Origin of the sequence: Mycobacterium sp., from assembly GCF_035570115.1 — a bacterium.
Taxonomy (GTDB): domain Bacteria; phylum Actinomycetota; class Actinomycetes; order Mycobacteriales; family Mycobacteriaceae; genus Mycobacterium.
In genome coordinates this window covers 1-11,257 of sequence record NZ_DATMLH010000297.1, presented here as the reverse complement: position 1 = coordinate 11,257, position 11,257 = coordinate 1, and the positions used below count along the sequence as shown (strand labels likewise).

At 63.2% G+C, this 11,257-nt stretch carries 11 protein-coding genes and 1 pseudogene; 6 read left to right on the top strand and 6 right to left on the bottom strand.

Features of this window, described 5'->3' with window-relative positions:
- From VNW74_RS28425 to VNW74_RS28415, 3 genes are all read left to right on the top strand, one after another.
- The coding region (locus tag VNW74_RS28425; RefSeq protein ID WP_325683101.1) for an LLM class flavin-dependent oxidoreductase at positions 1-587 on the top strand (587 nt) is incomplete at its 5' end.
- Positions 588-728: 141 nt separating this feature from the next.
- A complete protein-coding gene (locus tag VNW74_RS28420) occupies positions 729-2,102 on the top strand; it encodes a cytochrome P450 (RefSeq protein ID WP_325683099.1) in 1,374 nt (457 codons plus the stop codon).
- A 168-nt stretch (positions 2,103-2,270) separates the two neighbouring features.
- Positions 2,271-3,086: a phthiotriol/phenolphthiotriol dimycocerosates methyltransferase gene (locus VNW74_RS28415; protein ID WP_414686812.1), complete on the top strand. Its 816-nt coding sequence runs from the start codon at positions 2,271-2,273 to the stop codon at positions 3,084-3,086.
- A 152-nt stretch (positions 3,087-3,238) separates the two neighbouring features.
- Here the strand turns inward: VNW74_RS28415 and VNW74_RS28410 are convergent.
- Positions 3,239-3,346: pseudogene (locus VNW74_RS28410) on the bottom strand (nitroreductase); the annotation flags it as partial.
- Positions 3,347-3,419: 73 nt separating this feature from the next.
- Here VNW74_RS28410 and VNW74_RS28405 point away from each other — a divergent pair.
- Both VNW74_RS28405 and VNW74_RS28400 read left to right on the top strand, forming a co-directional pair.
- A complete protein-coding gene (locus tag VNW74_RS28405; RefSeq protein WP_325683097.1) occupies positions 3,420-4,829 on the top strand; it encodes a cytochrome P450 in 1,410 nt (469 codons plus the stop codon).
- 4 nt (positions 4,830-4,833) lie between these two features.
- Entirely contained in the window at positions 4,834-5,673 is an 840-nt protein-coding gene (locus VNW74_RS28400; RefSeq protein ID WP_325683095.1) for an SDR family oxidoreductase, read from the top strand.
- 40 nt (positions 5,674-5,713) lie between these two features.
- Here the strand turns inward: VNW74_RS28400 and VNW74_RS28395 are convergent, their stop codons facing one another.
- From VNW74_RS28395 to VNW74_RS28380, 4 genes are all read right to left on the bottom strand, one after another.
- Positions 5,714-6,634: a class I SAM-dependent methyltransferase gene (locus VNW74_RS28395; RefSeq protein ID WP_325683093.1), complete on the bottom strand. Its 921-nt coding sequence runs from the start codon at positions 6,632-6,634 to the stop codon at positions 5,714-5,716.
- 114 nt (positions 6,635-6,748) lie between these two features.
- Complete coding sequence (locus VNW74_RS28390; RefSeq protein WP_325683091.1) at positions 6,749-7,252, bottom strand: DUF2505 domain-containing protein; 504 nt, start codon at positions 7,250-7,252, stop codon at positions 6,749-6,751.
- 25 nt (positions 7,253-7,277) lie between these two features.
- Positions 7,278-7,997 (bottom strand): flavodoxin family protein, encoded by a 720-nt coding sequence (locus VNW74_RS28385; protein ID WP_325683089.1) that lies wholly within the window; start codon positions 7,995-7,997, stop codon positions 7,278-7,280.
- Positions 7,998-8,090: 93 nt separating this feature from the next.
- Positions 8,091-9,569, bottom strand: a complete 1,479-nt coding sequence (locus VNW74_RS28380; RefSeq protein ID WP_325683087.1) for a cytochrome P450 — start codon at positions 9,567-9,569, stop codon at positions 8,091-8,093.
- 127 nt (positions 9,570-9,696) lie between these two features.
- On the opposite strand from VNW74_RS28380, the gene VNW74_RS28375 reads away from it, so the two are divergent.
- Entirely contained in the window at positions 9,697-10,527 is an 831-nt protein-coding gene (locus VNW74_RS28375) for a class I SAM-dependent methyltransferase (RefSeq protein WP_325683085.1), read from the top strand.
- On the opposite strand, the gene VNW74_RS28370 is transcribed toward VNW74_RS28375, so the two are convergent.
- Positions 10,520-11,257: phthiocerol/phthiodiolone dimycocerosyl transferase family protein (locus VNW74_RS28370; RefSeq protein ID WP_414686811.1), on the bottom strand; the 738-nt coding region annotated here is incomplete at its 5' end. The genes VNW74_RS28375 and VNW74_RS28370 overlap by 8 nt on opposite strands.

Below are 11,257 nucleotides of genomic sequence, written 5' to 3'. Positions count from 1 at the left end.
CATGGCCCGAAATCTGGATCGCAGCCCATGGGCCGCGGATGCTGCGGGCCACCGGACGCTATGCCGATGCCTGGGTTCCCTTCGTTCTTTCTCGCCCCACCGACTACGCCCACGCACTCGAGGCCGTACGCGCTGCGGCATCCGACGCCGGTCGTGACCCGATGTCGATCACCCCTGCCGTACAGCGTGCCCTAGTCACCGGCCGAAATCGCGACGACGTAGATGAAGCGCTGGACTCCGTCATCATGAAATCCTCGGCGCTGGCCGCACCCGCAGACGCCTGGGCGCGTCACGGCGCTCAGCATCCTTTGGGAGCCAACTTTTCCGGCGTGCAGGACCTGGTGCCTCAAACCATCGACAAGCAGACGATCTTGTCATACACCGCGAAAGTCCCGGCTTCACTCATGAAAGAACTCACTTTCAATGGGACACCCGACGAAGTCATCGACCAAGTAGCCCAATGGCGCGATCACGGCCTCCGGTACCTAAACATCATCAACGGCAGCCCACTTAATCCGCGCCTGCGTAAGAGTTTGGCGGCCAATGCGCCATACGCAAAGATCCTTCGTAGACTCAGGAAGCTGTGAAGCACCCTAGCGTCGGGTGTTGTTGATTGACGTTTGATTTTGCTGATGAGCCTGTGTTGTTGGTGGCAAACGTCCTCCCGACGCGGCGGCATCCGATACTTTTGGGTACCGGCACGACGAGGGAAGAAACGCGGGAAATACATGGCAACTGAGACAACCGAGGCGGTACGGCTACCGCCAGGACCACGGATACCGAAGACCGTGCAGGGCATCGCGTTCTTGGCTGCAACGCACGGAATGTTCGTTGCTCTGCGCCGACGGTACGGCAGTGCGTTTACCGTCAATTTTCCCGTCTTCGGCCAGACGGTGGTGATCAGCGACCCGATATTGGTTAAGGATGTGTTCAGCACGAGCAGCGATCTGCTCGAACGTCCGACAGGGTCGGGACATCTCGGGGAGGCATTCGGCCCCGGGTCGACGTTCAGCCTTGCCGGCGACGAACTTCTCGCGCGCCGCAAATTGGTGCTCCCGCCGTTTCACGGGAAGCGGGTGACAAGCTACGAGCACATCATCGAAGACGAGGTGATGCGCGAGATCGCAAACTGGCCGGAGGGCCGCGAGTTCAAAACGCTGGAGCCGATGATGCGCATCACCCTCAACGCGATACTGCGTGCCGTGTTCGGCGCCGAGGGACCCGCGCTGGACGAACTTCGCCGCCTGCTGCCGCCCATGTCCACGCTTGTCGGCCCCTTCATCCTGCTGCCGCCGATAATGCGGAGTGATCTGGGTCCATGGAGTCTGGGGGGCCGGTTTCTGCGGTACCGGCGCCGGTTCGACACTGTCGTCGACTCGCTCATCGCCGATGCGCGGGCCGACCCGGCCTTCGAAGAGCGCAACGACGTGCTCTCGCTGCTGGTGCAGGCCCGCTACGACAACGGTGAGCCGATCCCGGATCGGCACATCGCCGACGAGTTGCTGACCTTGGTGGTCTCCGGTCATGAGACAACCAGCTCAGCATTGGCCTGGGCGGTGGAGCGGTTGCGCCGTCATCCGTCGCTGCTGTCGCGGCTGACTGAGGAAGTCGACGCCGGCGGATCTGAGTTGCGGCAGAGGACAATCTGGGAAGTGCTGCGCACCGGGTCGGTTCTCGACGGCACTAGACGCCACACGAAGAAGCGAATCCGGTTAGGGGAGTGGGTCATTCCGGAAAACACCGGGGTGGTATTGAGTATCCGAGTGGCGCATGTGTCAGATGAGAGCTTTCCGGACGCGGCGTCGTTCAACCCGGACCGATTCGTCGGCGCCAGCGCCCCGAAGCCCTTCGCGTGGATTCCGTTCGGCGGCGGCGTGAACCGCTGTATCGGCGCGGCGTTCGCCAACATGGAGATGGACGTCACCCTGCGCACACTGCTGCGCGAATTGCGGTTCGCGCCAACCGATGCGCCGGGCGAACGGCGTCACTTTCGCGGTGTGGCGAGCGTGCCACGACGGGGCGGCCGAGCCGTGGTTTACCGGCGGACGGCGGAGGCGCCGAGCGACGCTGACTCTACATCGGTCGCTGACCACGCCAGCTAAGCTGAGGACGACGACAGCGGCGTTGCTGGCCAATATCGCCGCCGATCGCCACCTGGGAGGCTGCTGGGTCTTTCAGCGATGCCACTCCGCCCGACGCATACCCGCCGGACGCCCCGCGGTTTCCGAAGACTCAGCGCCGCGATCTCCTGCGTGGAATACTCCCGCGGTGTGACCGCAACTCGCATGCCCCATCCCTCAAAGTCCATCGGTACCGCCTCGTGGTTCCAAAAGATCATGGTCAAGTACTGGTATCCCTTCTTGACCCGCCGGTGGGATGCGGAGGACGTCCTTCTGCTCAACTACGGCTATGAGGAGGATCCCCCGATGGGGGTGCCGCTAGCGGCGCCCGATGAGCGCAACAGGTACAACATCCAGCTCTACCACCGCACGGCAACACAGGCGGATCTCGGCGGCAAACAGGTACTGGAGGTCAGCTGCGGCCACGGCGGTGGAGCCTCCTACGTTGTGCGCACGTTGCGCCCGGCGTCCTACACGGGGCTGGACTTAAACGCAGACGCCATCGCCTTCTGTCGGAAAAGGCACAGTCTGCCCGGGCTGGATTTCGTGCACGGCGATGCCCAGAGCCTGCCCTTTGCCGATGAATCCTTCGACGCGGTGATCAATGTCGAAGCCTCGCACGGCTACCCAGATTTTCCCCGTTTCCTCGCCGAAGTGGCGCGCGTGCTACGCCCGGGAGGGCGTTTCCTGTACGTCGATTTCCGCAGCTACCTGGACTTCTCCCAGTGGGAGGCTGCGATGGCCGACGCCCCGATGCGGCCGCTCTCGGAGAGGGTCATCAATGCGGAGGTTCTGCGCGGGCTGGACAACCTTGCGCCGCGGTACCTGGACCTAGTCGGTCACCATCTGCCCGCGTTCCTACGCCCCTTCGGCCGCCTTTTTGTCGGTGTGCCGGGCTCGCTGATGTACCGCGAACTGCAACGCGGGCGGCTTTCGTACCGGATGTACTGCTTCGCCAAGGATTGAGACGGCGTCTGTCGCGCACAGGCGCGCCAGCCCTCGGCGGGACCCGCGACAACTGTCGACGACGTGCGCTATGTGAGCTTCAATCGGCCATTTCGGCAGTCCGCGGCTGCGGCAGTGTCGATAGATGTTTCAACGACACGCAACACTAGCGATCAGGTGTCGTTCCATACTCGATTGCCGTACGTATCGAGGTATGTCACCTCCGCGACCGGTCTGCGCGTTGTGGGCCCGTAGCGCCCGCGCGGCCAGCCGAGCGGCAGGCGTATGGAACAAAAGTAGTCGGGGATCCGCCGACTCGGATACATTCGAGTACCGACACGGAGAGGGGGCGACATGGCAACGGCCACAACCGAGCCGGTACGATTACCGCCCGGGCCTCGGGGACCGAAGACCGTTCAAGGCATTGGGTTGCTCATTGCCCAGCACGCAACGATTGCCGCTCTGGCCCGGCGGTACGGCAACGCGTTCACCCTCAATTTGCCAATCTTTGGCCAGACGGTGGTGATCAGCGACCCAACCCTGGTCAAGGATCTGTTCAGCACGAGCAGGCATTTGCTTGGACGGCCGAAGTACAATCTGGGCGACTTTATCGGCCCCGGATCGATGTTCAACCTGGAGGGCGACGAACTCCTGGAGCGCCGCAAATTGCTGCTCCCGCCGTTTCACGGCAACCGGGTGCGAACCTACGAGCAGCTGATCGAAGAAGAGGTGCTGCGCGAAATCGCGAGCTGGCCGGAGGGCCGCGAATTCGAAACGCTGGAGTCGATGTTGCGCATTACGCTCAACGCGATCCTGCGTGCCGTGTTCGGCGCTGAGGGACCCGCGCTGGAAGAACTTCGGAATTTGATGCCCCCCGCGGTCGAGCTTGGCTCCCGCATCGTCTTTCTGCCGTCGATAGCGCGGCGTGACCTCGGTCGATGGAGTCCCGGGGGCCGGTATCTGGAATACCGACGCCGGATCGACGCTGTCATCGAGTCGCTCATCGCCGATGCGCGAGCTGACCCGGCCTTCGAAGAACGCACCGACGTGCTCGCGCTCCTGTTGCAGGCCCGCGACCAGAACGGTGAGCCGCTACCGGATCCGTATATCGCCGACGAGTTGCTGACCTTGCTGGACGCCGGTCACGAGACGACTTCCACAACGTTGGCCTGGGCGGTAGAGCGGCTACGCCGCCATCCGCAGCTGCTTTCGCGGCTGACCGAGGAGGTCGATGCCGGAGGGTCAGAATTGCGGCAGGCGACGATCTGGGAAGTGCAGCGCACCCGACCCGTTCTCACCCTGACGTTGCGCCGCACGCAGACGCGAATCCGGCTGGGGGAATGGGTCATTCCGGAAGACAGCACGTTGATGACGAGCGTCCAACTGGCCCATGAGTCAGATGAGAGCTTCCCGGACCCGGCGTCGTTCAACCCGGACCGATTCCTCGGCGGCCCGCCGAACCCCTTTTCCTGGATAGCCTTTGGCGGCGGCATGAACCGCTGTATCGGCGCCGCGTTCGCCACCATGGAGTTGGACGTCGCCCTGCGCACACTGCTGCGCGAATTCCGCTTCGTGCCGACCAATGCGCCAGGCGAGCATCGTCACAACCGCGGTGTGTCGATCGCGCCCGGACGGGGCGGACGAGCGATCGTCTACCGACGGACGGCCGACACGCCGAGTAATGGCGTCTTGGCTTCGGTGGCTGACCACGACAATGCGCGGCTCGGAAATCGTCGAGCGGGCAGCGGGTCGGGTAAATCTTAACTCCATGGCATCAAACGCATCTGGGAAGATCGCATTCGTCACCGGCGGGGCATCCGGTATCGGCGCCGCGCTGGCGACCAAGCTGGTCGGCAAGGGCGCCGAGGTCTGGATCGCCGATCGCCAGGTCGGCCCGGCGCAGGAGCTGGCGCAACGCCTGACAAGCGTTGGAGGAAAGGCACATGCGATCGAGCTGGATGTACGCAGCTACCCATCGTTCGACCGCGCGGTCGCCGAGGCGGTGCAGCAATCCGGGCGGATCGACTTCCTGTTCAACAATGCCGGCATCGGGGTTGGCGGCGAGATCGATGCGTACAGTCTCGATGACTGGAACGACGTCTTCGACGTCAACCTGCGCGGCGTGGTGCACGGGATCCAAGCGGTCTATCCGATCATGATCAGGCAGCACTCGGGCCACATCGTGAACACGGCTTCCATGGCCGGCCTGGTCACTACTGTGAGCCAGGCCAGCTACGCCGCTACCAAGCACGCCATCGTGGCGATCTCCAAGACGTTGCGGCTGGAGGCTAAACGCCACAGCGTGCAGGTCTCGGTGCTCTGTCCGGGCGTGATCCGGACCCCGATCCTCACCGGTGGCAAGTATGGACGCAACGAAGGCGTGCGCGACGAGGATCTCCTCAAACTAAGCGACGCAACGCACCCGATGGCACCCGAAAAATTCGCCGATCGCACCCTTCGTGCTGTGTTGCGTGGCGACGCAATCATCGTGGTGCCGGCGTGGTGGAAGGCATTGTGGTACTTGGAGCGACTTTCCCCAGCGTTGTCGATGCAAGCGGTAAAAATGACGATGCTCAAACGCATTCGGGAAGTGCAGTCTGCTCCGTAGCGGGTTTTAGTCCGCAACGTAACGATTCATTGATGTCTCGTTACGCCTTGCGCGCCACCGCCAGGATGTAGTCGATATGCGTTTCATGTAACCAAAAGTTGTCCGGCCTAACGGTTATCCGCAACAGCGGATTCACATGCTTCATGTCAGGCTCGAACGCTCGCTTCCACAGGAACCTGGCCAGCGGCCGGAAAACGTCGCGCGCGATCGATTGGGTTTCGGCTTCGGCAAATCCGATATCCAGCAGCAGCTCTCGATACGCCGCGACGTTCACCGACCTCCGGACAGCTTTCGGCGACGCCCCCCGCCAGCCGACGCGCTCGACCTGCTTGCGATACCGCGCATTGAGGAATGTCCGTTTGGGAACGATATCGGCCGTCACCAAGCGGCCGCCCGGTTTCAGCACCCGCAGCGCCTCGGAGAAGAAATCGACGCGCGACGGAAAGTGAAAAGCCGATTCCAGTGCGACAACCTTGGTGCACGATTCGTCTTCAAATGGTAGATCGGTGGCAGACGCGTTGACATATTGGATTCGTTCGGTCAGCCCAGCTTCTTCCACGCGGCGCGTGGAGATCGCGACTTGCTCTTCGGCAAGATTAACGCCCGTGATGTGTTTTACCCCGAACTCCTTGACCCACAGAATGTCTTGGTCGCCGTATCCGGTGCCGCAGTCCACCACAGTGTCTGACGCATCGAAGTCCGCGCCCCGCGCAACAAGACGGGCCAGGTCCCGGCTCGCCTCATCCATGGTTGTGGGGTTGTTCTTCCAGTACCCGAAGTTGATGAACAGCGACTCTTCGCCGTACAGGTTCTGGGTGCCGATGATGTCGTAGATCTGACCAGTCTTCAGACTCCCCGAGCGCGATGCCAACACGCGTACCACCTGCCGGCACTCGTCCGCCCAGCGACGCAGCCGCGCACTGGTGGTTTCATCTTCTATGCGACGCGGAACCGTGACCACAAGCCCCCCCTGTTCTATCCATTGACTACCGGCAGCAGCGCGGCCTGAGCTTTACCACTGTAACAATCGATGCTCGGACTATCAGTGCGAATACCGGCGGCCCAGATGGCGGCATCAGGCATGTTCGGTGATCCACGTTGTGGTGAAGCGCTGAATTGCAGGGATGTCCTCAGCCAAATCGGCTCCGATGGAGTTCTCGAGCTTGCCGCCCACCAGCGGGATTTTGACCTCTACCGTCGCGGCGAACCGCAGCCGCGAGCCGTAGTCCGCGGGTGCCAGCCACGCTTCCGCACGGCCTGATCCCAACGCCGCGGGAGCGGAGATGCTGACCTGCCCGCGTACCCGGCGGTCACCAACCGGTCGCCACGTCTCGCTGTGCAGGATTTTCAGGTCACCGGGAAAAAGTTTGGCAAGCAGCCCGGGTAGCAGTTGGTGGCCCAGGTGCTGGGTGGCGCGCACCGTCACCGTGCCGTCGGCCTCGACGATCAGCGAATCCAGCGTGCTCGTAGCGTCGAAAGCCGCGTGGCGGGCCAGCCAGTAGTCCTCGCGGCTGAACGCCGCATGAACCTGTTCGACACTGGCGGGCGATTCGGTCAAGATATCGAACGAATGCGGCATAGCAAACCTTTTCTGCAGGTGACGCTCATCGCGGCGGCGTTTCGTCGCGCGGTCTCGCCGGCCTCTCTCCGAATAACCGATCCGCGAGGGCAGACGCGAACTTTCGCGTGTGCTCCAGCTGCTCCGGTTGGACGTTGGTCGTCGGGATACGCAAGCCCAGGTACCGGTCCCGGTACTCACCCGTCCCAAGGTAGCTGGTCAGCGACAGCATTGAGCGAAGCTGGTCGCCGGGATACGAGAAATGGACTCCGTCGACGTACCGGCCGCCCTGCTTCTCCCCCAGCTTACGCACCGCCGTGAGGTTCTCCCGCCAATAGCGGCGGCAGACAACGAACACGGCGAAGGGCTTGCCGGCCAGGAGTTTTCGTGCCTCGTCCGACTTGAGGAAGGAGCGCAGCGGCATGCTCGTGGTTCGCCACCAAGTCGGGGAGCCGATGCAGATGAGGTCGTAGTCCCCGTTTCGCACCGCATCCGGGGTGCGGATCTCCCCGCTGGCACGGCGCGTCTGGGCCGGAAGCACACTGAGCATGTCGGGCCACACACGTCGCATCGGGAAGCGAGAGAACCGTCCGGCGAATCGCCGGTCGGTGAACTCGATCTCGGCCTTCTGCACATCGCACCCTCGGTCGCGAAACACTTCTCCCGCGGCCTCGAGGACTTTGAGTGCCTGCCCGGTATAGGTGTAGTAGAGCAGCAAGACCCGTGGCCGCCGGTCACTGCGCTGCTCGCTGGCCGCTTCGGTCACTACTGCACCTCCTTGTCGAGTCCTCGATGGTTTACGGCCGGGGGAAGCTCGTCCCGTCCTCGCGACCGCAGCTGCTACAGCGCGACCTGCCAGCTAACCCAACGGGCGCAGGACGATCGGCATGCCGTCTACCGGGATCGGTATCCCCCCGTAATCCCAGCGCGCCTGATAGCCCGGCCGGGCCAGCTCCAGCCGGTACCGGCGCAGCAGCCGGTGCACGACGGTCTTGATTTCCAACTGCCCGAACACCATCCCGATGCACTTGTGCGCGCCACCGCCGAACGGGGCGTAAGCGTAGCGGTGGCGCTTGTGCTCGGACCGCGGCTCGGCAAAACGCTCGGGGTCGAAATTCTCCGGCTCGGTCCACAGCTCGGGCAGCCGGTGGTTCATCCCGGGCCAAACCATCATGGGCGTGCCGGCCGGGAGAAAATAGCCCAGCAACTCGGTGTCACGCACGGTCTGGCGCATGACGAACGGCAGCGGGGGCACCATCCGCAGCGACTCGTTCATCACCAGATCCAGCGTCTCCAGCTTCTCCAGCGACTCGAGGTCCAGCGGCTCGTCGCCCAGCCGGGCCGACTCGTCGCGGCAGCGTTCCTGCCACTTCGGATGGGCGGCCAGGTGGTAGGCCATCGTGGTGAGCGCCGAGGTGGAAGTGTCGTGGGCGGCCATCAGCAAAAGGATCATGTGGTTGACGATGTCCTCGTCGGTGAAGCGGTTGCCGTCCTCGTCATCGGTGTGGCACAGCACCGTCAGCATGTCGGTGCCCTCGGCGTCACGGCGCTCCTTGACCCGCTCAGCCAAGCAGTCCTCAAGGAATTTGCGGCCGCGCCGGCCGCGCCACCACTTGAACGGCGGGACGGGGTAGCGGATGAACGCGCCACCGGCGCGGGTTGTCCTCGTGAAGGCCTGATTGATCTTGGTGACCAGGTCATCGTCGGCGCCGGGCTCGTGGCCCATGAACACCGTCGCCGCGACATCGAGAGTGAGTTGCTTTACCGCGGGGAAAAACAGGAACCGCGCGTCGTTGGTCGGCCAGTCGGCTACGCCGGCCGTCACCACCCGGTCGATGTGCTCGACGTAACCGGCCAACCGGGTGCGGGTGAACGCCTCATTCATGATGCGCCGGTGATACAGGTGCTCGTCGAAATCCAGCAGCATCAGGCCCCGGTTGAAGAACGGACCGATCACGTCGTTCCAGAACTCTTGGGAGAAGTCCTTGTTCTTGTTTGTGAACACCGCCTGGATCGCGTCGGGCCCTGAGACGACAACCGAGCGCATTATCGGCGGGTCGGAAAAAAACAGCGGGCCGTGCTTCCGATACATATTCAGCGCGAAGTCCGGTCCTTCGCGGAAAAACTCGATGGTGTGGCCCAGAATCGGCAGGCCCGAATCCCCCAGAACCGGCTTGAGGTCGCTGCCGACGGGTGGCTTGGCCAGCACCTTGGTCTTCCACGGATGAGCGAGCACCCGCTTCTCGAGCACACCCATGCCCGGAATGTTGTTGAGGGTCGGCGTGAATCGGCGACGCGCCTGGTCGAGCAAATAATGCCTGGTACTAATGTGGGCCATCGCCGCTCCTTGCCGCGTGGGACAACCGACAGCGTTCGGCGTCCGTGGTGGACCTTGGTGGTAAGTGGGTGACCGCCGGCCGACAAACTCCGAACCACACCAGCCACCAGATACTAGCCTCGGATGCGTGACAGAGAAGGTTTCCGTCGATCTCAGCGGCGCCGCGCAGACCATGCTGGCGACCCTGTATCTCAAGGCGCTGGACGCCGATTTCGACCGCCCGGTCCTGGGCGACCGGTACGCGAAGGAAGCGGTCAGCCGCCTCGATTACGACTTCCGCGAGATTGGTATCACCGCCAGGTGGGCGCCTTTGATCACCGTGCGCACCGCCCAGTACGACATCTGGGCGCGCCAATTCCTGGCCGTTCACCAGCAGTGCACGGTCGTGCATCTCGGGTGCGGTTTGGATAGCCGGGTGTTCCGGCTGGATCCCGGTCCGGACGTGCAGTGGTATGACGTCGACTACCCCGCCGTAATCGCATTGCGGGAGAAGATCTTTCCAACCCGTCCGCGGTACCAGCTCATCGCCACTTCCGCGACCGATCAGTCCTGGCTCGACCAGATTCCCGCAGACCGTCCGGTGCTGCTGCTGGCCGAGGGCATCAGCATGTATCTGACAGAAGACGAGGGCGTCGCGCTGCTGCGCCGCGTTGTCGACCACTTCCCATCCGGTGAACTGCAGGTCGACTTCTACAATTGGCTGGCAATCAAGTCGCAGAAGTCGCATACGCTGGTGCGGCGAACCGGGTCGACGCTGTATTGGGCGGTCAATAGCCCGCAGGACATCCTGAGCCGAGTCCCCGGGGTCCGCTTGCTTATCGCCGTCACGTTCTTCGACGCCAGCACATTTCGCCGGGCCTCGGCTACGTACCAGCTGTCGAGGCGCCTGGTTCGCGTGGTCCCGCCGGCGCGGAAGATGCTGCAATATCACCGTTACGCCTTCGGACCCGCTAACTGACACCGGTTGTGGCATGCTGCTCGGCGACGGTACGGAGCAGCGAATGTATTACCTCGATCGATTTCTCCGGCGCCGTCGCGTGCGTGTGGTACTCGATCACCAATTGTCCGGCGAAGATCTTGCTGAGATACATGTCGATCCCGGCGTTGACGGCGAAGAACAACTCGTCATGGGTGGCGGTCAATTCCACATCCGGCGGTGTGCGCACGGGCGGCACCAGACCGCTGTCAGTCAACATGACGATATCGGGCAAGCCGGGTGGATTCCCGACGTATTGCGGGCTGAAGTGAAGCAGCGACTGCTGGATCACGCCGTCGGACAGGTCCGCCCGAAAAGTCTCGACAATGTCCCGGGCGAGACTCACCACATCGGTGTTGCGGTCGATCTCGGCGAGATAGGTGGCCACTCCCAAAGGGTTTGTGCACGCGGTCGCAGACAGCGGGGGCGACAGGAAATACCGCAAATCGACCGGATAGAGGTAGGGCACCGGAATATTCGTCCTGCCGCGAACTCGCCACTCCGCCAGGAGCAGAACCGCAGACAGCAAGCCGTTCAGGCTAATCTTCTGTGCACGACTGAGCGCGATTAGGTCGCGTGTCTCGCGCTCGCTCAGCTGGCACCCCGCCATGGGAACACGAAGCGGCACTGCGGATTTGACGTCAGATCCGGTTCGCCGCGATGGCGGCAGGTCGTAGGCGAACATCGCGGACATGAACCGCTCGAGCCCCGA

What these genes read in the sequence shown, in the direction of transcription:
- VNW74_RS28380 (WP_325683087.1), bottom strand. Translation starts at nt 9,569, where the DNA reads ATGGCCCACATTAGTACCAGGCATTATTTGCTCGACCAGGCGCGTCGC.
- VNW74_RS28420 (WP_325683099.1), top strand. Translation starts at nt 729, where the DNA reads ATGGCAACTGAGACAACCGAGGCGGTACGGCTACCGCCAGGACCACGG.
- VNW74_RS28405 (WP_325683097.1), top strand. Translation starts at nt 3,420, where the DNA reads ATGGCAACGGCCACAACCGAGCCGGTACGATTACCGCCCGGGCCTCGG.
- VNW74_RS28400 (WP_325683095.1), top strand. Translation starts at nt 4,834, where the DNA reads ATGGCATCAAACGCATCTGGGAAGATCGCATTCGTCACCGGCGGGGCA.
- VNW74_RS28390 (WP_325683091.1), bottom strand. Translation starts at nt 7,252, where the DNA reads ATGCCGCATTCGTTCGATATCTTGACCGAATCGCCCGCCAGTGTCGAA.